We start from the raw sequence: 21,276 nt of genomic DNA on the forward strand, positions 1-21,276 counted from the left end.
CCCGAGGGGAAACACCATGGGATTCAACTGCGGCATCGTCGGCCTGCCTAACGTCGGCAAGTCCACCCTGTTCAACGCCCTGACCAAATCCGGTATCGCGGCCGAGAACTTCCCCTTCTGCACCATCGAGCCGAACAGCGGCATCGTGCCGATGCCGGATCCGCGCCTGGATGCCCTGGCCGCCATCGTGGTGCCGGAGCGCGTGCTGCCGACCACCATGGAGTTCGTCGACATCGCCGGCCTGGTGGCGGGCGCCTCGAAAGGCGAAGGCCTGGGTAACAAGTTCCTGGCCAACATCCGCGAAACCGATGCCATCGCCCACGTGGTCCGCTGCTTCGAAGACGACAACGTGATTCACGTTGCCAACAGCGTCGACCCGAAACGCGACATCGAGATCATCGACCTGGAACTGATCTTCGCCGACCTCGACAGCTGCGAAAAACAGCTGCAGAAAGTCGCGCGCAACGCCAAGGGCGGTGACAAGGACGCCGTGGCGCAGAAAGCCCTGCTCGAGCAGCTCATTGCCCACTTCACCGAAGGCAAGCCGGCGCGCAGCCTGATGAAGAACATGAGCACCGAGGAAAAGGCGGTGATCCGCGGCTTCCACCTGCTGACCACCAAGCCGGTGATGTACATCGCCAACGTCGCCGAAGACGGTTTCGAGAACAACCCGCTGCTGGACGTGGTCAAGGCCATCGCCGAGGAAGAAGGCGCGATGGTGGTGCCGGTCTGCAACAAGATCGAAGCGGAAATCGCCGAGCTGGACGACGGTGAAGAAAAAGACATGTTCCTCGAGGCCCTGGGCCTGGAAGAGCCTGGCCTGAACCGCGTGATCCGCGCCGGCTACGAAATGCTCAACCTGCAGACCTACTTCACCGCCGGGGTCAAGGAAGTCCGCGCCTGGACCGTCCGCGTGGGCGCCACCGCCCCACAGGCCGCGGCCGTGATCCACACCGACTTCGAGAAAGGCTTCATCCGCGCCGAAGTGATCGCCTACGACGACTTCATCCAGTTCAAGGGCGAAGCCGGTGCCAAGGAAGCGGGCAAATGGCGCCTGGAAGGCAAGGAATACATCGTCAAGGATGGCGATGTGATGCACTTCCGCTTCAACGTCTGAGGCGCTTTAGCCGCAGCTCGGTGGCGTTCGAGGACGCCACTGACAATAGCGCTCTTCAAGCGAGAGAGTGTTGAAAACAGTAGGGCCCCATACGGGGCCCTACTGTTTTCAGCCACAAAAAAAACCGAAGTATTTCGATTCAAGATCAAGCCAGTAAAACGGTCGCGGCAGGAATGGCAGTTACCAGCCAACTCCACCAGATCCGTACGTGCGGAACGACCCCATACAGCTCCCGCCTTGGTACGTGACGCGAAGCGATCTTCAGAATACGGGCGCGCATTCTTTAGGTCGGTATGTAGTGATCTGTGAGCAGCGTAAGCGCCCGCCCGCTTATGCGGCAGCAACTCTGTAAATCCTCAACGCTTCGGTGCTAGTGCCCCCTGAAAGCGTGCCCCTTGGCTATCGAAACAATCAACAGCGCCGGCAGCAACAAAGCCAGCACGACCCAGGGAAGAGCGCTTGCCCCCCGGGTTTCCAAGAGAACGCCGCCAATCACACCGCTGCCTGCAAACGCCAGGTTGAAGACGGTCACCAGTATTGATTGGGCAATATCGGCGCCGTCACCGGCAGCTTCAGCCAAGGCGGTTTGCAATAAGGTTGGTGCACCACCGAAGGTCATCCCCCACAGGATGATGCCGATATAGAGCGCACTGACGGGCAGATCACCCAGCCCAAGAGCAAACGAAACCAGGGTGAAGGCTGTCAGGCTGAGCAGGATCAGATGCCGAAGCCTGCCATCGATCAGCATGCCGATCATCCATAGACCGACCAAGGCAGCAATGCCGAATGCAAAGAGGCCCCGCTCTACCTGATTGGCCAATCCCACAGAAGCCAAGAACGCAGCGATATAGGTATAGAGGGTGTAGTGGGCCAGAATCCAGAGCATGACCACCGCCAGCACAGGCCGCACACCTGGCGTTTGCAGAACCGTACGTAGCGGCAGGCGGCGATCGGAGCGTTGTCCAGGATAATCAGGCACGTTCAGGTAGATCCAGGCCATCAGCAAAAGGCTCAGCCCTGAGAGCGTCCCGAATACACAACGCCACCCCAGAAGTTGGCCGAGCCAGGCACCGAGCGGTACACCAAGGGCCAGTGCCAAAGGGATGCCGAGCATGGCCAGGGCCATGGCGCGACCGTGAAGCGCTGGGGCGACCAAACGTCTGGCGTAGCCTGCCAGCAGGCTCCAGGCCAGGCCGGTTGCGATCCCCGCCACGAAGCGAGCAGCCAGCGTCAAGGAAAACCAGGGCGACAGGGCAGTCACCGCATTACAGGCGAAAAACACCCCAACAGCCAGCAACAGCAGCAAACGCCGGTGCCAGCCCTGCAGCGCGAGGGTCAATGGAATAGCCGCCAACCCTGAGCCCAATGCACATAGGGTCACCATCTGACCCGCCCACGATTGCGACACACTGAACGCCTCGGCGATTTGTGGCAAAAGTCCTGCTGGCAACGTTTCGTTGGCGGTGGCGATAAAGCTACCCATTGTCAGCGCTAACAGGGCCCTCAGTGGGAGACGCCCGGTAATGCGGTACTCGACATTGCCCAATGTCGTGAAAGAGCCTTTATCAAATTGCGATTCGCCGGTCATGACCTGTGCTCAAAGAGAAGGGAGGCGAAAGTGTGGTGAGTTTCCACAGCTTTGATAATTGGCCTACCATTTGACGAACTATCAAATTTGAATTGAATATGGCTACCGACCGATTGGGTGATATGCGTTTGTTTGTCGAGGCAGCTGCACTCGGCAGCTTGTCTGCCGCTGGGCGCAAACTGGCGCTGTCGCCAGCCGCGGCCAGCGCGCGGCTTATCAAACTTGAGGCGGCGCTGCGCACCAAGTTGTTCGATCGCACAACGCGCCAGTTGCGCCTCACAGAAGAAGGTCGGTTTTATTTGCAGCAGTGCTGGGTCGCATTGCGGGCTATCGATGAGGCCGAAGCGGGGCTTCAAGCAAGTCAAACAGAAGTGTGTGGCAAGGTACGGATATCCGCATCTGCCGATTTTGGCCGCAATCTTTTGAATGACTGGCTTGAGGCATTCAGCACGTTGCACCCGGAACTGTGCATCGCGCTGACGCTGTCGGATTCCGTATCGAATCTGGTGCAGGACGATGTCGATCTGGCAATCCGGTTTGGGCAGCCACATGACAGTTCGATGATCGCCCGACAGTTGGCGCCCAACTGGCGAGTACTGTGCGCTTCGCCTGATTATCTGGAGAGATACGGTGAACCCCAGACCCCTGCTGACTTGGTTAACCACAAGTTCATCGTGCTGGTGACGTCTGCCGGTCCGTTAAACACCTTTCACTTTGTGGTGGACGGTCAGGAATGGAACCACACCGTGCCGATGAGCCAGGCATGGGAAACAAACGATGGCGCCCTCGCACGCACATGGGCGTTGGCCGGACATGGCATCGCGCGTAAGACCATTTGGGATGCGGCAGACGATATCCGTGCTGGACGGTTGAAAATCCTGTTGCCCGACTTCTGTGTCCGTGAGGCTGGCGTCTACGCGGTATTACACGGCAATCGTTATCGGACTCCCCGCGTGCGTGTATTGCTGGATTTCCTTATCGACCATTTCGATCGCGCAACCGATGAGCTGTTGTTCGACCTTAAGGTACCGAATGTCAGCAGGTTGCAAGCCATGCCATGAAAGCCACGGGACACTTCATCGCGCCACGCGACAGGAGTACCCTTGCATCCCTTTGACACAGGCAGCTACGTGCACAGGTTCTGCTTAACTCATTCTCTCGCTCATGTTGCGCACGGACAGGGACCTGCCCCAGATGCAAAAGAAAGTTATCGTCGTCGATGATCATCTGCTGACACTCATCGGCATCCGCGCTTCGCTAAGTGGCGACAACACCCTGCAGATCGTCGGCGAGGCCCAGGATGTCGAAGGGCTTTTCCAGCTGTTGGCCACGCAACCCTGCGACCTGGTCATCACCGACCTGATGATGCCCCACAGCCAGCAGGCCGACGGCATCCGCCTGATCGAGCAATTGCGACGGCGCCATCCCGGTATCGCGGTCATCGTGGTGACCATGCTCAACAACCCGGCGCTGCTCGCCTCGATCCTCAAGCTCGGGGTCCAGGGGTTGATCAGCAAGCGTGGCGTACAAGGCGACCTGCAGATGGCGGTTCGCGCCAGCCAGGCCAAGCCTTTCATCTCGCCGTCCATCCGCCACCTGCTCAACCCCGACGACCAGCCCGTATCCCGTTCGGAGCCCCTCTCGCCCCGTGAGGTCGAGGTATTGCGCCTGTACGGTGCGGGGCTTTCGGTCAATGAAATCGCCGTGCACCTGAATCGCTCCAAGCAGACCATCAGCAGCCAGAAGAGCAACGCCATGCGCAAGCTCGGCCTGGACAACAACGCCGCCCTTTACCTGTACATCAAGGAAGTCGGGCTGACCTGAGATCGCCAAACCCTTATGCCGAATCCCCTAGCGAGCCTGCCCCGGCTGATCATTCGGATCGCCCTGTTGCTCGGCAGCATCACCTCCCTGTACGCCGCCGAACCGCAGCCCACGTCGCTGAACCTGTCCCTGAACGCCCTGACCGCCATGCGCCAGGCCCTGCCTTCGCGCCCGCTGCGGGTCGCCGAAGTGAGCGCCTCCAACGAGCGGCCGCAGCCCCGTGGCAACGATGTCCTCAACCAGATCACCAACGATTACCTGAGCCACATCAGCCAGTTTCTCGAACTGCCGATCCAGCGCGTGCCCTACCCTTCGGTGGACAGCGCGATCGCCGCCCTGAGCGCCGGCGACATCGACCTGATGCCGCGCGCCACCGAGTACGAAAGGAGGCAGACCGGCTTCCTCTACAGCACCCCCTACCTGGACAACGAGCCGATCATCGTCGGCCGCATCGCCGACAAGGACCTGCCCCCGGACCTGGCGGGCAAACGCGTGCTGGTGCCGGCCTACTACGTGCAGGCCAGAACCGTCGGCGAGGCCTACCCCAAGGCCGAACTGGTGGAGATCAACAGCATTGTCGAAGGCCTGCAACGCCTGGCCGACGGCAAGGCCGACGCGCTGATCGGCGACCAGCTGCGCAGCAACTTCTACATGCGCAGCCTGGCCAACCTCAAGCTGCAGAACAAATACGTCGCCAACCTGCCGGCCATGGGTTTCAGCTTCGCCGCGCGGGCGCAGGACGAGAACCTGGTCACCCTGGTCAATGCCGCGTTGAAGACGGTTTCCCGGGCGCGCAAGCAAGAGATCCTGCAGCACTGGGAGCACTCGCCCTGGCTGTTCGCGCCGACCGACTCCTTCGCCCTGAACAGCGCCGAAGACAGCTGGCTCAAGCACCTCCCGGCGCTGAACCTGATCGCCCACGAGATCCCCAACTACCTGTACCGCAACGCCGACGGCCAATGGGCCGGCCTGGCCTTCAACGTATTGCGCAGCCTGGCCGACGACTATCAGTTGCAACTGAACATCATCGACAGCCAATCCGCAGCCGCCGACCAGCAGCGCCTGGAGAGTGACGAAGCGCAAATCGCCCTGTCGCTGGCACCGACACCTGCGCGGCAAAAAAACCTGTTGTTCAGCGATGGCTTCGGCACCGAATACTGGGCCTTCATCACCCGCGACGACGCGAGTTCCCCCAGTTCCCTGGAGGCCCTGAGCGGCAGGCGCCTGGCGCTTCCCGCCGGTCACCCGCTGCAATCCCTGCTCCAGAGCCGCTACCCGAACATCGAGCTGGTGCTCACCGATCATTACTCCCAGGCCGTGCAACTGGTTGAACAGGGCATGGTCGACGCCACCCTGAACAGCGCCGCCGATGCCCAGCAACTGGACAATTCGCGGCTGCGTACCGGCAAGCAGTTCCAGGCCCAGCCCGAGCCCCTGGTGTTCGCCGTATCGGCCCAGCATCCCGAGCTGCTGAGTATTCTCAATAAGCTCCTGTACTCGTTGAAAAACTCGAGCGCCAACCAGGACCGCATCAGCATTCTGGCGCTGCCCACAGCCCGCGGTTCGCTGTGGGACTACCTGCCGAACTGGGTGTGGCAGACCGCGGCCCTGGTGCTGGTCCTGGTGATGCTGTCGTTGCACTGGAACTGGCGCCTGCGGGTTCAGATCCGCAAACGCCGCGCCGCGCAGAACCAGCTCAAGGACCAATTGGCCTTCCAGTTCGCCCTGCTCAACGGCCTGCCCATCCCGCTGTACGTGCGCGACCTGCAAGGCCGCCTGAGCACCTGCAACCACGCCTACGAGCAGTTTTTCGGCCGGTCCCTCGACGAGATCCGCGGCACCACCCCGCAGGAACAGGGCATCGCCCCGCCCGCCCTGGCCCGGGAACTGGAGGAACAGCACCAGCGGCTGCTCGATAGCCGCCAGTCGCAGTTCCTCGACAGCGTGATCGAGGTCGACGGCCAGACCCGCCATATCTACCAATGGCTGGTGCCCTTCTATACCGCCCTCGGCAAGCAACAGGGGCTGCTGGGTGGCTGGATCGACATCAGCGTGCGCAAGCACCTGGAGCACAAGCTGCTCGAAGCCCAGCAGCAGGCGCTGGACGCCAGCGCCGCGAAAAGCCAGTTCCTGGCGACCATGAGCCATGAACTGCGTACCCCGCTGAACGCCATGGTCGGCCTGCTGGAGCTGGAAACCAGCGGCTCGCCCACGCCGTCGCAGAACCTCGGCATCGCCCAGCAGTCGGCGCAATCGATGATCGACCTGATCGGCAACATTCTCGACCTGGACAAGGTTGAGACCGGCCAGATGGAACTGGCGCCGAGCCTCACCGACCTCGGCCAGTTGCTGGAAAACTGCCTCGAGCTGTTCGCCGTCCAGGCCCGGGAAAAACACCTGGAGCTCAAGCTGGAACACCGCCTGGACCCGCGGCGGCGCTATCGGGTAGACGCCATGCGCCTGACCCAGATCCTCCATAACCTGCTGTCCAACGCCCTGAAGTTCACCGCCCGGGGCCAGGTCGAACTGCAGGTCCAGGAGCTCGATTCGGCGCCCCGCCAGAGCCGCTTGATGTTCCATGTCAGCGATACCGGCATCGGCATCGCCGAGGAGCTCCAGCCACAGATTTTCGCGCCCTACCAGCAGGCCCATGCCGAAATCGCCCACCTGCACGGAGGTTCCGGCCTGGGCCTGAGCATCTGCAAGCAACTGGTCGAACTCATGGGCGGCAACATCCGCCTGGCCAGTACCCCGGGCCAGGGCTGCCGGGTCAGCTTCGAGCTGATCCTGCCCTGGCAACCGGTCGCGCACGAGCCACAGCAGACACTACCGACCGATACCCCGGGCGCCGCGCTGAAGGTGCTGATCGTCGACGACGTCTCGACCAATGGCCTGGTGCTCGAACAGCAACTGCTCAGGCTCGGCCATCGGGGCACCTACGTCAGCAACGCCCGGGCCGCCCTGCACGCCCTGGAGCAGGAACACTTCGATGTACTGGTCACCGATTGCAACATGCCGGACATGGACGGCTATGCCCTGACCCGCCAGGTGCGGGCCGCCGAGCAGACGCGCGGGCAACCGCGGCTGCCGATCATCGGCTACACCGCCCGCGCCCTGGCCGACGAACAGCAGCGTTGCCAGGCGGCCGGCATGGACGACCTGATGATCAAGCCCATCGTCCTGGAGCGTCTGCGGGAAATCCTCGACGGGCTCGAACCCTTGGCACCTTCCCTCGACGCCCCGCTTGCCCAGGCCCCCGGCCTGCCGTCCGCCGCCACGGCGCCCGCCAGCTTCGACCTCGCGCACCTGGGCAACCTGCAGGACGACCCACAGCTCAAGCAGCGCCTGTTCCAGGAGCTGCGCCGCAACCTGGAACACGAGCGCGACCTGTTACACGCACCGTTGCCGACTACCCCCGAACTCATCGACCAGTGGGCCCACCGGCTCAGTGGGCTGGCCTGCACGGTCGACTCGCCAGCGTTGATGCAAGCCTGCCTCGACCTGCAAACGGCGGCCCGCCAAGGCGCCCCCGTGGACGGGCCGCGCGAGGCGTTGCTGGAGGTCATCGCGCGGATGCTGGCCGACATCGAACGTCACGGCTGAGCCCTCTGGCACAGGCCCGCGGGCCCGCTCCGGGCTCGCGCGCACTTCTTGAAACATCTTGTTCCACTCCCTCCCCGCGCCTTTCGTACTCGTCTCATACAAGCCTCCAGGCCTGCTCGGCATCCTAGGCGCCCTTCGATACCGGGGGCTCCGGGACGCTATGGGGCACCTGGCATCGAAGACTTCCATAACTCTTAAAAAAGGTTGATTCGATGCTTCCTAGCACCCGCGCCAGCGCCCTGCGCAAGCTGCCCCTGGCCATTACCCTCGGCCTGGCATCCCTGGCCACCCAGCAAGCCTTCGCCCACGGTTACGTCGAAAGTCCGAAGTCCCGTGCCTTCATGTGCAACTCCGCCGGGGGCAACCTCAACGGCAATTGCGGCCCTGTCACGTACGAACCGCAAAGTGTCGAGTACTCGCCATCGGTGGCCCACCACTACCCGAAGGATTACTGCGCGGGTGACTTCACCCAGTGCGGCCCGGCCAACGGCACCATTCCGGCCGGCGGTATCGCCAGCTTCTCCCAGCTCAACGAGCAGACCGCTACCCGCTGGCAGAAAACCACCATCAAGCCAGGCATGAATGAATTCACCTGGCACTACAAGGCCGGCCACGCCAGCGCCTACTACCAGTTCTACATCACCAAGAAAGACTGGAACCCGAACCAGCCGCTGACCCGCGACTCGTTCGAGCTGACCCCGCTGCTCAATGAAAACGCTGGCGGCGCGCGTCCGCAGAGCGGCAGCACGACCAAGCACAAGGTCAACATCCCGGCCGACCGCAGCGGTTACCACGTGATCCTGGCCACCTGGAAAATCGCCGACACCGCGGCGACCTTCTACCAGGTCATCGACGTCAACATCGACAACGACGGCGCACCGGTTCCCGACTGGAAAATCCTCGGCGCGGTACAGCCTGAAGAGCTGCGTGTCGGCGACAAGGTCAAGACCCGCGTGTTCACCAACGCCGGCGAGCAGCAGAACCGCCAGACCGTGCTGAACATCGAGACCGCGGAACAGGCCAAGGCCAACACCTGGCCGTTCCTGCTGGCGCAGAAGGTCAACAAGGCCAACGCCGGCTACCTCATGGGCGAGCTCAACGCCAACAACGAAGTGGTGCCGCACTACGGCAAGAACACCATGTACGCCAAGAAGGGCAGCGACGTGGTGAACGTGGAAATCCAGAAAGACCAGCCGAGCATCCCGGGCGAGCTGAAGATTTCCGGCCTGCAAGCCGAGTACACCCTGAAGGACGGCGCCACCGACCTGCACTTCAATGCGATCGCCCAGGGCGGCAAGTACACCGTCAGCTCGACCGTGTTCAACGGCAAGAACGAAAGCATCGCCCACGTCCAGGCCGAGCCAGGCAACAACATGCCGCACTTCTCCATCCCGCTGCGCAATGTCAGCGAAGGTGAGTACGACGTCGTGGTCGTGGCCAAGCCGGAAAAAGGCGAGCAGCTGCAACAGAGCCAGCGCATCACCCTGAAGGCCGAAGAAACGGGTGGCGGCACCAGTGAATACGACTTCGTCTTCCCCAAGGGCCTGAGCAGCTACAAGGCCGGCACCAAGGTGCTGGGCAAGGACGGCAAGGTCTATGAGTGCAAGCCCTTCCCTTACAGCGGCTACTGCATCCAGTGGAACGCTGGCGCCACTCACTATGAGCCAGGCACCGGCAGCAACTGGCAGGACGCCTGGATTCGCAAGTAATCCATGACCTGACCAACCGCCACACGGTGCTTCGGCACCGCGTGGCGGACTCAAGGGAACCGATATGAGCCAACTTCATTATTCAAAACCGCGCCGGCTGCTGCACTGGACGTTCGCCGTCGTGGTCCTGTGGGCCACCCTCAGCGGCTACGCCAGCTTCCTGCTGCAACCTTCCGTAGAGATCAAACAGACCCTGGCCTTCATCAACGTTTCGCTGACCACCCTGCTGGTGCCGCTGTTCGTCCTGCGGCTGCTGTACATGCTGCGCCACCCCGCTCCCGCGGCCCCCGCCCACCAGAACAAGGCCGAGCGCCTGCTGGTGCATGCCGGGCACGCAGGCCTGCTGGTCACCCTGGGCACCGTATTGCTCAGCGGCGTGCTGATGATGTCGCGGCCGATCGACGTATTCGGCCTGCAACTGCCGCAGCCGCTGCGGGATCCGGCGGCCATCACCTTTTTCGAGGAGCTTCACCATTACAGCTGCCTGGCCCTGGCCCTGCTGGTGGCCGGCCATATCGCCGCGGTGATCCTCCATCAAGTGCGTGGCCATGGCGTCCTCAGGCGCATGCTGCCCAAGCGCCCATGAAGACGCTTCTTGCATGGCGCCCGCGCTGGCCCGGGACCCGTTGCCTTCTGCCCGCCAGCCTGATCGCCCTGGGCGTGTGGCTGGCCTGGCTGGGGTTCGACAGTTGGGCCTACCGGCAAGTGATCGCCGGCCGGCCCGTGCCGGGCGCAGTGCCGACCGTCAGCGCGGAAAAGCTGCGGCCCGCGCCCCTGGACGAACGCACCATCGCCCGGGTCTTCGGTGCCGTACCGATCGAATTCGACAGCGCGCAGGCCAACCTGCCGCTGACCCTGCTCGCCAGCCTGCAAGGCAGCCAGCCGGAACAATCCAGGGCGCTGATCCAGTACGCCGACAGCCGCGCCTTCTACTCCCCGGGCGAGCGCCTGCCCGACGGCACGCTGCTCAAAAGCGTCGGCGCCGACCAGGTCGTGGTGCTGCGTAACGGCCGCGAACAGAACCTGCTGCTGCCAGGGCAACCGATGCGCCTGCTCAGCCCCCAGACAACCCCGACGGAGGTCGCCGACCCGCAACCCACGGCGCTTCTGCAAGCGATAGAGAACACACCATGAAACTGCCTCAGATTGCAGGCGCCGTGCTCAGCCTCGGCCTGTTGTTGAACGCCCTGCCCAGTACGGCCGCCCTCACCACCCAGCGCCTGTGGACGCTGAACATGAAGGATGCCGAACTGCGCGACCTGGCCAATGAAGTCGGGAGCATCACCGGCAAGACCCTGGTGGTCGACAACCGCCTGCAAGGCAAGGTCAGCGTGCAATCGTCCAAGGCGCTGGACCAGGAAGGCATCTACTCGCTGTTCCTCAGCGTGCTGCGCAGCCAGGGCTTCGTCGCCCTGGAGCAGGGCGACCGGGTCATGATCATGCCGGCGGTGGAAGCCAAGACCAAATCCAGCGAGCAGTCGGGCGACGAATTCGTCACCCGCGTCCTGGACCTGCGCAACGCCAGCGCCGCCGAGATCTCCGGCGTGGTCCGCCCGCTGGTGGGCGACGACGCCTATGTCGCGCCCTCGGCCAGCTCCAATGCCCTGGTGGTCTCCGACAGCGCCAGCAACGTCGAGCGGATCCGCCAGGTGGTCAACGAACTGGACCAGGCCGGCAACCGCTCCTTCAGCACCGTGGCCCTCAAGCATGCCTGGGCCAACGAAGTGGCCCGGACCCTGAACGAAAGCGTCAGCCAGACCGGCAACGGCCCCAGCAGCGCCAAGGCGGTGGGCGATGCCCGCAGCAACCGGGTGATCCTCGCCGGCACCGCCCAGGACCGCCAGCGCATGGCGGCGCTGGTCAAGGACCTGGACGTGCCGGGCAACGCCAACGACAGCGCCCGGGTGGTGCGCCTGCATCACGGCGATGCCAAGCAACTGTCGAAGCTACTCGACGGCATCGGCAAGCGCCTGGAAGACGGCAAGCGCGGCACTGGCGAAAGCAAGGGCGGCAGCTCGGTGCTGGTCAGCGCCGACGAAAGCCAGAACGCCCTGGTGCTGATGGCCGACCCGGCGCAACTGAGCATGCTCGACAAGGTCATCACCCAGCTCGACCAGCCTCGGGCCCAGGTGCTGGTGGAAGCGGCCATCGTCGAAGTCAGCGGCGACATCAACGAAGCCCTCGGCGTGCAGTGGGCCGCCCGCGCCGGCAATGTCGCCGGCGGCACCAACTTCAGCGGCACCGGCCTGTCGATCGGCACCCTGCTGAGCCAGGCCAAGGACAAGAGCGTGACCCTGCCGGACGGCGCCATTATCGGCATCGGCACCAGCAACTTCGGCGCGCTGGTCACGGCGCTGTCCAGCGACTCGAAGAACAACCTGCTGTCCACCCCGAGCCTGCTGACCCTGGACAACGAACCCGCGGAAATCCTCGTCGGCCAGAACGTGCCCTTCCAGACCGGCTCCTATACCACCGATACCGCCGGCGCCAGCAACCCCTTCACCACCGTGGAGCGCCAGGACGTCGGCGTGACCCTCAAGGTGACGCCGCACATCAACGACGGCAACACCCTGCGCCTGAAGGTCGAGCAGGAAAGCTCCGAGCTGGCCAGCGCCCCGCCCGGCATCGCCACCAGCGACGTGATCACCAACAAGCGTTCGGTGAAAAGCACCATCCTCGCCGACGACGGGCAGATCATCGTGCTCGGCGGCCTGATCAAGGACAACGTCAAGACCCAGGTCAGCAAGGTGCCGGTCCTGGGCAGCATCCCGCTACTCGGCCGGCTGTTCACCAGCACCAAGGACGTCACCGAAAAGACCAACCTGATGGTCTTCCTGCGTCCGACCCTGGTGCGCGGCAGCAACGATGCCGTGGACATCAGCACCCGCAAGTACAACGACCTGCGCAAGCTGCGCACCCATGGCGACAGCCGCAACGGCCTGGCCCTGCCCGCCGACTCGCGCCAGCTGTTCGACAGCGCGCCGCAGGACGGCACTCTCGACATGCGCGCCAAAGAGCCACGCCGATGAGCCCGCTGGCCCGCCTGCCCTTTGGCTTCGCCAAGCGCCATGGGGTGCTGCTCGAACCCCATGAAAACGGTCTGCGGCTCTACTGCCGCAGCGACACGCCGGTGGAGATCCTGGCCGAGATCCGCCGCTGCCACGGTCCGCTGTCGGGCCATCGGATACTCGACACGGAAGGTTTCGCCGAACGCCTGGCCGAGCAGTACCGCGACGGGCGCGGCGACGCCCTGCAAATGGCCGAGGGCCTGGGCGACCAGATCGCCGGCCAGGACGACCTGGCCAGCCTGGCCGAACAGCTGCCGCAGATCACCGACCTGCTGGAGCAGGAGGACGACGCGCCGATCATTCGCCTGATCAACGCGATCCTCGGCGAGGCGGTCAAGGTCAAGGCCTCGGACATCCACCTGGAAACCTTCGAACAGCACCTCTCGGTGCGCCTGCGGGTCGACGGCCTGCTGCGCGAAGTGCTGCGCCCGCGGCGCGAGCTGGCCGGCCTGCTGGTGTCGCGGATCAAGGTCATGTCCAAGCTCGATATCGCCGAAAAACGCATTCCCCAGGACGGGCGCATCGCCCTGCGCATCGGCGGCCACGAGGTGGATGTGCGGGTCTCGACCCTGCCTTCGGCCTACGGCGAGCGGGTGGTGATGCGCCTGCTCGACAAGCAGGCCGGGCGCCTGAACCTGGGCCGCCTGGGCATGGCCGAGGCGATCCGCAGCAAGCTGGAGGATGCGTTGCTGCGCCCCCACGGCATCCTGCTGGTCACCGGACCCACCGGCTCCGGCAAGACCACCACCCTGTATGCCGGGCTCAGCAGCCTGAACAACCAGACGCGCAACATCCTCACCATCGAAGACCCGGTGGAATACCACCTGGCCGGCATCGGCCAGACCCAGGTCAACACCAAGGTCGACATGACCTTCGCCCGCGGCCTGCGCGCCATCCTGCGCCAGGACCCGGACGTGGTCATGGTCGGCGAGATCCGCGACCGCGAGACCGCCGACATCGCCGTGCAGGCCTCCCTCACCGGCCACCTGGTGCTCTCCACCCTGCACACCAACAGCGCCATCGGTGCCGTCACCCGCCTGCTGGACATGGGCATCGAACCCTTCCTGCTCTGCACCTCGCTGCTGGGCGTGGTCGCCCAGCGCCTGGTGCGGGTGCTCTGCCCCGACTGCAAGCGCGCCGCCCCGGCCGACGCCGCGGCCTGCCAGCAGTTGCACCTCGACCCGCAACAGGCGCCGCAGCTCTATCACCCGGTGGGCTGCCCGGCCTGCCAGCAGAGCGGCTATCGCGGCCGCCAGGGCATCTACGAGCTGGTGCTGTTCGACGAGCCGTTGCGCCAGTTGATCCACGAAGGGGCCGGCGAATCCGCCTTGACCCACTACGCGCGCCAGCATGCCCACAGCCTGTTCGCCGACGGCCGCGACAAGGTCTTGCAGGGCGTCACCAGCGTCGAAGAACTGCTGCGCGTCACCCGGGAGCACTGACCGTGGCCGCCTACGAATACCTCGCCATGTGCAACGCCGGGCGCAAGACCCGCGGCGTGCAGGAAGCCGACAGCGCCCGGCAGGTTCGCCAGTTGCTGCGCGAGCGCAACCTGATCGCCCTGCAGGTCAAGCCGGCGCGCGGGCAGAAGGACCCGGCCGGCGGCGCGCTGACCAGCGGCCTGCGCCTGGGCCCGGCCCAGCTGGCGCTGCTGACCCGCCAGCTGGCGACCCTGGTCCAGGCCGCCCTGCCGCTGGAGGAAGTGCTCGCCGCGGTCGCCGCCCAATGCAGCAAGCGCGCCCAGCAGAGCATGATGCTGGCGATCCGCGCGCGGGTCCTGGAGGGTCACGACCTGGCCCGGGCCATGGGCGAATTCCCCCGCGCCTTCAGCGCGATGTACCGGGCCACGGTGGCCGCCGGCGAGCGCGCCGGGCACCTGGCCCAGGTGCTGATGCAACTGGCCGACTACACCGAGTCCCGGCATGCCGCCCGCCAGCAACTGCAACTGGCCATGCTGTACCCGAGCATCCTGATGCTGGCGGCCTTCGGCATCGTCGGCTTCCTGCTCAGCTTCGTGGTGCCGGATGTGGTCAAGGTGTTCGTCGACAGCGGCCAGGAACTGCCCGTGCTGACCCGCGGCCTGATCGCCACCAGCGATTTCGCCCGGGACTACGGCCTGGTCCTGCTCCTGCTGCTGGGCAGCCTCGCCGGCGGCCTGCGCCTGGCCCTGCGCAAGCCCGCCCTGGCGATGCGCTGGCACCAGGCACAGCTGCGCCTGCCGGTGCTCGGGCGAGTCATCCAGGCCAGCAACAGCACCCGCTTCGTCAGCACCCTGGCGATTCTCGGGCGCAGTGGCGTGCCTTTGGTCGATGCCCTGGAGATCTCCGCCGAGGTGGTGGCCAACCAGCAGATTCGTACTCGTATGAAAGACGTGGCGCGTGCGGTGCGCGAAGGTAGCGGGCTGACCCGAGCCCTGGAACAGAGCGGCGATTTCCCGCCGATGATGCTGTACATGATCGCCAGCGGCGAACGCTCGGGGGAACTGGACAGCATGCTCGAACGCGCCGCCCACCAGCAGCAGACCCAACTGTCCAACGGCATCGCCATGCTGGTCGGCCTGTTCGAGCCGGCGATGCTGGTGTTCATGGGCGCCAGCGTGCTGGTGATCGTCCTGGCGATCCTGATGCCGATTCTCAACCTCAACCAACTCATCACCTGAAGAGCACACAACATGCGCAACCTTTCCCGCCAACGCGGCTTCACCCTGATCGAGATCATGGTGGTCGTGGTGATCCTCGGGGTCCTGGCCGCCCTGGTCGTCCCACAGATCATGAGCCGTCCCGACCAGGCCAAGGTCACCGCCGCCCGCAGCGACATCAAGGCGGTCGCCACGGCCCTGGAAATCTACAAGCTCGACAACCATCACTACCCGTCCACCCAGCAGGGCCTGGAAGCCCTGGTGAAAAAACCGGCCGGCATGCCCGCGGCCCTCAACTGGAACCCCGACGGCTACCTCAAGCGCCTGCCCAAGGATCCCTGGGGCAACCCTTACCAGTTCATCGCCCCGGGCCGCGAAGGCACGCCCTACGATCTGTACTCCTTCGGCGCCGATGGCCGCAGCGGCGGCGAAGGCACCAATGCCGACATCGGTAACTGGCAACCTTGATGCGCAAGCCAATGGCCGGATTCACCTTGCTCGAGCTGCTGGTGGTCATGGTGATCGTCGGCCTGCTCGCCGGCCTGGTCGGGCTGGTGCAGAGCGACGCCGGCGGGCAGCAGGCCCGGCGCGAGGCCGAGCGCCTGCAGAACCTCATTGGCCTGTTGCGCGAAGACGCGGTGCTGAACAGCGTCAGCCACGGCCTGCGCCTGGAACCGGACCGCTACGCGGTGCTGAGCCTCGACCGCAGCGGCCAGTGGCAAGCCGACCGACGCTTCAAGGAACACCGGTTGCCCGGCGAATTGCGCCTGACCCTGCAAGACCCGCAACCCCGGACGCAGAACACGGAGCCGCAGGTGTGGGTCCTGCCCGACGACCAGCTCTCGGCCTTCAGCCTGCTGCTCGAATACCGCCAGCAGCCGCTGCTGTCGCTGTCCAGCGACGGTGTCGAGGAGGTGCGCCTTGCCCCGGTGCCCTGAACAGGCGGGCTTCACCCTGCTCGAAGTGATGGTCGCCCTGGCGATTTTCGCCGTGCTGTCGTTGTCGCTCTACAGCGCCACCGAACACCTGATCGGCAACAACGGCAGCCTCACCGAACGCACCCTGGCGCAGTGGCTGGCGGACAACCGCCTGAACGAGCTGCGCGCCGGCATGCGCCAGCCCGAGAGCCAGCGCCAGGAACCGATCCGCTTCGCCGGGCGCGACTGGCTGCTGACCAGCGAAACCACCGCCGCGCCCGACCCGCGCCTGCGCAAGATCGTCCTCGAAGTCGCCACCGACGCGCCCAGCCCGCGGCAACGCGCGCGCCTGGCCGGCTACCTGGAGGCACGCCCATGAAACCCCGCCAGCAAGGCTTCACCCTGCTCGAAGTGCTGATCGCCATGGCCTTGTTCAGCCTGCTGGGCCTGGCCTGCTATCAGTTGCTGGAGCGGATGATGCACACCGACCAGCGGATTCATCAGCACGAATTGCAACTGCGACGGCTGCAACGCGCCGTGGGCATTTTCGAACGCGACCTGGTCCAGGCCATCGCCTACCCGGTCAATGGCAGCTCGGCGCGCCAGGCGCTGATCGGCGAGCCCGAGCGGATCCAGCTGGTACGCAGTGGCTGGAGCAACCCGCAGCAACAGGCGCGCAACGACCTGCTGCTGGTCAGCCATCGCTGGAGCGATGGCCAATGGTTGCGCGAGTACCGCAGCCCGGTGCCCGGGCCCGCGCTGCCTGGCGCAGCCTCCCAGCAATTGCTGCTCGACGGCATCCGCCTCGAACGCCTGCGCTACATCGACGCCCAGGGCCAGGCCCACCCCAACTGGCCGCTCGGCCAGGCGCCACTGAGCCTGCCCCGCGCCATCGAACTGGAGCTCGACGCCCCGGGGTTTCCCGGCCTGCGGCGGGTGATCCTGCTGCCGGGCTTCAAAGGGCTGGACCATGGTTAACCCGGCCCGACAACGCGGCATCGCGCTGATCACCGTGCTGCTGATCACCTCGCTGGCGACGCTGATTGTCAGCGACATGCTGGCCCGCCAGCGCCTGAGCCTGGTCGGCAGCGCCAACCAGCTGTCGCAGCAACAGCTGTGGCAACTGGCGCTCAGCGGCGAAGCCTGGGCCCGCGGCCAATTGCGCGACGACTGGCGCGACGAGCCGGAGCCCAAGCGCGTGTACCTGGGCCAGCGCTGGGCACAGAACACCCCGGTGTTCGACATCGATGGCGGGCGCATCCGCATCCAGCTGCAGGACCTCGGCGGGCGCTTCAACCTCGGCGCCCTGCGTAACCCCAACGACCGCATCAACCGTGCGCGTTACCAGCGCCTGTTGCAGGTCCTCGGCCTGGCGCCCCACGATCCCGCGCGCCTACCGCCGGTCCGCGGCTTCGATGGCAAGCCGCTGGCGTGGAACGACAGCAGCGAACTGATGCGCCTGGAAGGCGTCGACCAGGCCACCCTGCAGCGCCTGCGGCCCTGGGTCAGGACCACCCCGGGCGCGCTGAACCTCAACACCGCCCCGGCCGAGGTCCTGGCCAGCCTGGGCCAGCTGGACCTGGCCCAGGCCGTTGCGCTGGTGCAGGCGCGCCCGGCCGAGGGCTACAAGACGGTCCAGGAATTTCTCGACACCCCCGTGCTCAAGCAGCACGAAATCAATTCCCAGGGGCTGGACGTCAGCAGCCGGTATTTCCAGGCGGTGCTGGATGTCGAGCTGGGTGACCGCCGATTGCGCCTGATCAGCCGCCTGCTCATCGAGCCGGACGGCCAGGTCAGCGTCTTGCAGCGCACCCTCGCCGCCCCTCTTTCGGAGTAATCCCATGCAAGCCTGGCTTTACCTCACCCGCATGGCCACGGACGACGATTCGCCCGTGACCTGGTGGCACCCCGACGGCGAGCCCCAGCACGGCACCCTGCAACAGGCGGCGGTCCTGGCCGGCCAGCGGCTGACCCTGCTGCTGCCCGCCGAAATCGCCAGCCATCACCGCTTCGACATCCCGCCGGGCAGCGGTCGCTGGCTGCAACAGGCGATCCACTCGGTGCTCGAAGAGCGGCTGCTGGACGACCCCGAGCAGTTACACCTGGCCCGCGGGCCGTTGCAGGCGCGCCGGCACTGCCGCCTGTTCGCCCTGCAACGCCAGGGGCTGGAACAATTGCTGGAGCGCCTGGCCGGCCATGGCCTGGACGTCGAACGCATACATATCGATGCCGACTGCCTGCCGGACGAGCAGCCGCTGGCGCTGCGCTGCCATGAGCGCTGGCTGGTCGGCGGGGCCTGCGCGCAACGCCTGGCGCTCGACGATCAGGCTTTCGAAGAACTGGCGCCGTTGCTGCCCGACGACCTGCAACGCAGCGAGGAGGCGCCCTGGCCGTTGCTGGCCCGGGGCAGCGCACATGCCATCGACCTGCGCCAGGGCACCTTCGCCCGACGCGGCCCGGCGCGCGCCCCCTGGCCGGCGCTGCTGGCGATCCTCGCCGTGATCTGCGGCGCCGAAGTGGCGCAGGACGTGGGCCACCGCTGGTTGCTGCAACACCATACCGCCCAGGTCAACGACGCCAGCCTCGCCCTCTGGCAGCAGCGTTTTCCCGACGAGCCACGGGTGGTCGACCTCGCCCGCCAGGTCCAGGCCCGCGCCCAGCATGCCGGCCAGCCCCTGCAAAGCCTCGCGCGCCGGCTCGATGGCCTGGCCGGCCAATGGGTCGCCAGCGCAGGCGGGGAAACCCGGATCCGCCGCCTCGATTACCAGAAGGCGCAAGGCTGGACCCTGCAAGTCAACACGCCGGACTTCTCCACTCTCGAACGCTTGCGCGAAGCCCTCGCGCAGCAGGGCGCGAACGTCCAGGCCGACTCCGCGGTGCTCGCCCCCGATGGGGTCAGCGCCCGCCTGAAAATCACGGACTAACCCATGAACGCTCTTTTCACTCGTTACTCGAACCGTTGGCAACAGCTGCCGCCACGCGATCGCCTGGCCCTGCGGTTGCTCGCACTGTTTCTGTTCGCGACGCTGTTCTGGACCCTGCTCTGGAGCCCTCAGCGCCAGGCCCTGCAACAGGCGGAACAGCACTATCAGGAGGCCCTCCAGTTGCAAACCGACCTGCTCAAGCTCCCCTCTTCCAGCAATGCCCGCGCGCCACGCGCCGACAACCGGACGCTGGCCGGCCTGATCACCGACAGCACCACCGCGGCCAACCTGACCATCGCGCGCATGGACAGCGAAGACGCCGGACGCCTCAACCTCAACCTGAGCGGCTCGCTGCAAGCCCTGCTGCAATGGCTGGACGAGGTGGAAAACCAGGGCGTGAACCTGGTGTCGCTGCAACTGGAAGTCGACCCCCAGGCCATGGTCCAGGCGCGCCTGAGCGTCGAGTCCTATTGATCGCGCCGACGCTCAGCGCGGGTTCTGCCCGGCAGGGGGCGTGCCCACCAGGCGCGGGCCCCAGTCCTCGACCACCGCGTGCTCGGCCCGCCGTTCCAGGGTCCGGCGCCAGGACGGCACCAGCGGCAATTCCAGGCATTGGCGGATCTCCTCCAGCGCTACTTCGCGGGAAAACAGCACCCCGCTCAGGCGCGCCAGCGGCCATTCCTCGAACGGCCGCTCGAGCCGCTGCAACACATCCCCGGCGCGCACCCGGCCGGCTTCCAGCACCCGGTAATACCAGCCGGTGCGACCGCTTTGCTGCACCCGCAGCGCCATGTCCGGCACGGCAAACCGGTCGTTGAGTTTCCAGCACGGCATGCGCCCCTGGGACACTTCCAGCAGCACGCTGCCGACCCGCACCCGGTCGCCCAGGCAGACGTTCCATTCGGTCCAGCCCGTGGCGCTGAAGTTCTCGCCAAAGGCGCCCGGCTGCTCCAACTGCGCGTTCGGCCCCAGCTCGGCGAGCCAGGCGGCGTAATGCTCGCGAGGGTAGTAGTGGATGGCCTTTTCGATGCCGCCATGCACCCGCAGGTCGCCCTGCTCGTCGTCCAGCAAGCCCAGCGGGCCGACTTCCAGGCTGCCGGTGCGCGGGCTCTTGGCGATCGCGCTGAGAGAACCGGGGCGGGTGTAAGGCACGGCGCGACCGGTCAGCAGGGTGTCGAGGGGAATGCGTTCGGGGGTCATTGGCCTTGCTCCTGGGAGGCTTCGGGGAACTGGTGTTCGCGGCAGATCAGTTCGATCGCGGGACGCGCCAGCGGCTCTTCGGTCAGGCCGCAGAAGGGCTCGCCCGCGACCTGCCGGTGAAAGCGGCAGGTCTTGCACAAACCGAAGCTCGGCACGTCCGTGGCGCGCTGCACGTTGCGCAGCAAGTCGCCCAGCAGTTGTTCGAGTTCCCCGGCCTGCCCGCCCATGCGCCCCGCGGCGGTTTCCAGGAACGCCGGCGGCATCACCCTCGCCAGCAGATTGCGGGCCTCGTCGGTCAGCAACAGGTGCACGCTGCGCTTGTCGCGGGCGTCCTGGCTCTTGCTGAGCAGGCCCTTGGCCTCCAGCGCCTTGAGCGATTGCGACACCGTGCCCTTGGTCAGCCCCAGGTACTCGGCCACCGCCAGCGGGGTATTGGAATAGCCGTTGCAACGCGCCAGGTACAGCAGCGCGCTCAACTGGATCGGCTGGATGTCCACGAGCAGCGGGTGCTCGCGAAACCAGACGCGGGTCAGGCTGGTAAGCCTTTCAAGCAGATCGAACAACACGGGAGGTTCTCGGATCGGTGGTGGCGACGAGCAAATAGTATCGGATAAAAACTATATTGACAAAAAATCGGACCAGTGAAAGTCTAAATACGGTATCGATCCGATACTTTTACTGGAGACCT

Annotated in this window: 20 protein-coding genes; 17 read left to right on the forward strand and 3 right to left on the reverse strand. The window is 65.4% G+C overall.

Annotation, left to right across the window (positions count from 1 at the left end; translation table 11 throughout):
* Nucleotides 1-16 precede the first annotated feature (16 nt).
* Nucleotides 17-1,117 (forward strand): redox-regulated ATPase YchF, encoded by a 1,101-nt coding sequence (gene ychF / locus TO66_RS26200; protein WP_044465000.1) that lies wholly within the window; start codon nucleotides 17-19, stop codon nucleotides 1,115-1,117.
* Nucleotides 1,118-1,487: 370 nt separating this feature from the next.
* On the opposite strand, the gene TO66_RS26205 is transcribed toward ychF, so the two are convergent.
* The gene (locus TO66_RS26205; RefSeq protein ID WP_082061144.1) at nucleotides 1,488-2,705 is read right to left on the reverse strand and encodes an MFS transporter; all 1,218 of its coding nucleotides are present in this window, start codon (nucleotides 2,703-2,705) and stop codon (nucleotides 1,488-1,490) included.
* 98 nt (nucleotides 2,706-2,803) lie between these two features.
* On the opposite strand from TO66_RS26205, the gene TO66_RS26210 reads away from it, so the two are divergent.
* The 16 genes from TO66_RS26210 to gspM all read left to right on the forward strand — a co-directional run bounded on the left by TO66_RS26210 (nucleotide 2,804) and on the right by gspM (nucleotide 19,862).
* A complete protein-coding gene (locus tag TO66_RS26210) occupies nucleotides 2,804-3,766 on the forward strand; it encodes a LysR family transcriptional regulator (RefSeq protein WP_044465001.1) in 963 nt (320 codons plus the stop codon).
* 133 nt (nucleotides 3,767-3,899) lie between these two features.
* A complete protein-coding gene (locus TO66_RS26215; RefSeq protein ID WP_044465002.1) occupies nucleotides 3,900-4,529 on the forward strand; it encodes a response regulator in 630 nt (209 codons plus the stop codon).
* A gap of 15 nt (nucleotides 4,530-4,544) precedes the next feature.
* Nucleotides 4,545-8,132 (forward strand): ATP-binding protein, encoded by a 3,588-nt coding sequence (locus tag TO66_RS26220; RefSeq protein ID WP_044465003.1) that lies wholly within the window; start codon nucleotides 4,545-4,547, stop codon nucleotides 8,130-8,132.
* Between the two features lie 212 nt (nucleotides 8,133-8,344).
* A complete protein-coding gene (gene gbpA, locus TO66_RS26225) occupies nucleotides 8,345-9,841 on the forward strand; it encodes an N-acetylglucosamine-binding protein GbpA (protein ID WP_044465004.1) in 1,497 nt (498 codons plus the stop codon).
* Nucleotides 9,842-9,905: 64 nt separating this feature from the next.
* Complete coding sequence (locus TO66_RS26230; RefSeq protein ID WP_044465005.1) at nucleotides 9,906-10,427, forward strand: cytochrome b; 522 nt, start codon at nucleotides 9,906-9,908, stop codon at nucleotides 10,425-10,427.
* The gene (locus tag TO66_RS26235) at nucleotides 10,424-10,975 is read left to right on the forward strand and encodes a type II secretion system protein N (RefSeq protein WP_044465006.1); all 552 of its coding nucleotides are present in this window, start codon (nucleotides 10,424-10,426) and stop codon (nucleotides 10,973-10,975) included. Before TO66_RS26230 ends, TO66_RS26235 begins: the two co-directional genes overlap by 4 nt.
* Entirely contained in the window at nucleotides 10,972-12,870 is a 1,899-nt protein-coding gene (gspD, locus tag TO66_RS26240; RefSeq protein ID WP_044465007.1) for a type II secretion system secretin GspD, read from the forward strand. Before TO66_RS26235 ends, gspD begins: the two co-directional genes overlap by 4 nt.
* Nucleotides 12,867-14,351: a type II secretion system ATPase GspE gene (gspE, locus tag TO66_RS26245; RefSeq protein WP_044465008.1), complete on the forward strand. Its 1,485-nt coding sequence runs from the start codon at nucleotides 12,867-12,869 to the stop codon at nucleotides 14,349-14,351. The genes gspD and gspE overlap by 4 nt, the downstream gene beginning before the upstream one ends.
* Nucleotides 14,352-14,353: 2 nt before the next feature.
* Complete coding sequence (gene gspF / locus TO66_RS26250) at nucleotides 14,354-15,568, forward strand: type II secretion system inner membrane protein GspF (protein ID WP_044465009.1); 1,215 nt, start codon at nucleotides 14,354-14,356, stop codon at nucleotides 15,566-15,568.
* A 12-nt stretch (nucleotides 15,569-15,580) separates the two neighbouring features.
* On the forward strand, nucleotides 15,581-16,015 hold the full coding sequence (gspG, locus tag TO66_RS26255; protein ID WP_044465010.1) for a type II secretion system major pseudopilin GspG: 435 nt from the start codon (nucleotides 15,581-15,583) through the stop codon (nucleotides 16,013-16,015).
* Complete coding sequence (gspH, locus tag TO66_RS26260; protein ID WP_044465011.1) at nucleotides 16,015-16,485, forward strand: type II secretion system minor pseudopilin GspH; 471 nt, start codon at nucleotides 16,015-16,017, stop codon at nucleotides 16,483-16,485. The genes gspG and gspH overlap by 1 nt, the downstream gene beginning before the upstream one ends.
* Nucleotides 16,469-16,843 (forward strand): type II secretion system minor pseudopilin GspI, encoded by a 375-nt coding sequence (gspI, locus tag TO66_RS26265; protein WP_044465012.1) that lies wholly within the window; start codon nucleotides 16,469-16,471, stop codon nucleotides 16,841-16,843. Before gspH ends, gspI begins: the two co-directional genes overlap by 17 nt.
* Nucleotides 16,840-17,442, forward strand: a complete 603-nt coding sequence (gene gspJ / locus TO66_RS26270; protein ID WP_044465013.1) for a type II secretion system minor pseudopilin GspJ — start codon at nucleotides 16,840-16,842, stop codon at nucleotides 17,440-17,442. Before gspI ends, gspJ begins: the two co-directional genes overlap by 4 nt.
* Nucleotides 17,435-18,301 (forward strand): type II secretion system minor pseudopilin GspK, encoded by an 867-nt coding sequence (gene gspK, locus TO66_RS26275; RefSeq protein WP_044465014.1) that lies wholly within the window; start codon nucleotides 17,435-17,437, stop codon nucleotides 18,299-18,301. The genes gspJ and gspK overlap by 8 nt, the downstream gene beginning before the upstream one ends.
* A gap of 4 nt (nucleotides 18,302-18,305) precedes the next feature.
* Entirely contained in the window at nucleotides 18,306-19,388 is a 1,083-nt protein-coding gene (gene gspL, locus TO66_RS26280) for a type II secretion system protein GspL (protein ID WP_044465015.1), read from the forward strand.
* Nucleotides 19,389-19,391: 3 nt separating this feature from the next.
* The gene (gene gspM, locus TO66_RS26285; RefSeq protein WP_044465016.1) at nucleotides 19,392-19,862 is read left to right on the forward strand and encodes a type II secretion system protein GspM; all 471 of its coding nucleotides are present in this window, start codon (nucleotides 19,392-19,394) and stop codon (nucleotides 19,860-19,862) included.
* A gap of 12 nt (nucleotides 19,863-19,874) precedes the next feature.
* On the opposite strand, the gene TO66_RS26290 is transcribed toward gspM, so the two are convergent.
* Together TO66_RS26290 and TO66_RS26295 are read right to left on the reverse strand one after the other, a co-directional pair.
* Nucleotides 19,875-20,588 (reverse strand): MOSC domain-containing protein, encoded by a 714-nt coding sequence (locus TO66_RS26290; protein WP_044465017.1) that lies wholly within the window; start codon nucleotides 20,586-20,588, stop codon nucleotides 19,875-19,877.
* Entirely contained in the window at nucleotides 20,585-21,154 is a 570-nt protein-coding gene (locus TO66_RS26295) for a MarR family winged helix-turn-helix transcriptional regulator (RefSeq protein WP_044465018.1), read from the reverse strand. Before TO66_RS26295 ends, TO66_RS26290 begins: the two co-directional genes overlap by 4 nt.
* Nucleotides 21,155-21,276: the final 122 nt, after the last annotated feature.

The sequence above is a fragment of the Pseudomonas sp. MRSN 12121 genome (genome assembly GCF_000931465.1).
In the GTDB taxonomy this organism is placed as follows: domain Bacteria; phylum Pseudomonadota; class Gammaproteobacteria; order Pseudomonadales; family Pseudomonadaceae; genus Aquipseudomonas.

What these genes read in the sequence shown, in the direction of transcription:
- ychF (WP_044465000.1), top strand. Translation starts at nt 17, where the DNA reads ATGGGATTCAACTGCGGCATCGTCGGCCTGCCTAACGTCGGCAAGTCC.
- TO66_RS26205 (WP_082061144.1), bottom strand. Translation starts at nt 2,705, where the DNA reads ATGACCGGCGAATCGCAATTTGATAAAGGCTCTTTCACGACATTGGGC.
- TO66_RS26210 (WP_044465001.1), top strand. Translation starts at nt 2,804, where the DNA reads ATGGCTACCGACCGATTGGGTGATATGCGTTTGTTTGTCGAGGCAGCT.
- TO66_RS26215 (WP_044465002.1), top strand. Translation starts at nt 3,900, where the DNA reads ATGCAAAAGAAAGTTATCGTCGTCGATGATCATCTGCTGACACTCATC.
- TO66_RS26220 (WP_044465003.1), top strand. Translation starts at nt 4,545, where the DNA reads ATGCCGAATCCCCTAGCGAGCCTGCCCCGGCTGATCATTCGGATCGCC.
- gbpA (WP_044465004.1), top strand. Translation starts at nt 8,345, where the DNA reads ATGCTTCCTAGCACCCGCGCCAGCGCCCTGCGCAAGCTGCCCCTGGCC.
- TO66_RS26230 (WP_044465005.1), top strand. Translation starts at nt 9,906, where the DNA reads ATGAGCCAACTTCATTATTCAAAACCGCGCCGGCTGCTGCACTGGACG.
- TO66_RS26235 (WP_044465006.1), top strand. Translation starts at nt 10,424, where the DNA reads ATGAAGACGCTTCTTGCATGGCGCCCGCGCTGGCCCGGGACCCGTTGC.
- gspD (WP_044465007.1), top strand. Translation starts at nt 10,972, where the DNA reads ATGAAACTGCCTCAGATTGCAGGCGCCGTGCTCAGCCTCGGCCTGTTG.
- gspE (WP_044465008.1), top strand. Translation starts at nt 12,867, where the DNA reads ATGAGCCCGCTGGCCCGCCTGCCCTTTGGCTTCGCCAAGCGCCATGGG.
- gspG (WP_044465010.1), top strand. Translation starts at nt 15,581, where the DNA reads ATGCGCAACCTTTCCCGCCAACGCGGCTTCACCCTGATCGAGATCATG.
- gspH (WP_044465011.1), top strand. Translation starts at nt 16,015, where the DNA reads ATGCGCAAGCCAATGGCCGGATTCACCTTGCTCGAGCTGCTGGTGGTC.
- gspJ (WP_044465013.1), top strand. Translation starts at nt 16,840, where the DNA reads ATGAAACCCCGCCAGCAAGGCTTCACCCTGCTCGAAGTGCTGATCGCC.
- gspK (WP_044465014.1), top strand. Translation starts at nt 17,435, where the DNA reads ATGGTTAACCCGGCCCGACAACGCGGCATCGCGCTGATCACCGTGCTG.
- gspL (WP_044465015.1), top strand. Translation starts at nt 18,306, where the DNA reads ATGCAAGCCTGGCTTTACCTCACCCGCATGGCCACGGACGACGATTCG.
- gspM (WP_044465016.1), top strand. Translation starts at nt 19,392, where the DNA reads ATGAACGCTCTTTTCACTCGTTACTCGAACCGTTGGCAACAGCTGCCG.
- TO66_RS26290 (WP_044465017.1), bottom strand. Translation starts at nt 20,588, where the DNA reads ATGACCCCCGAACGCATTCCCCTCGACACCCTGCTGACCGGTCGCGCC.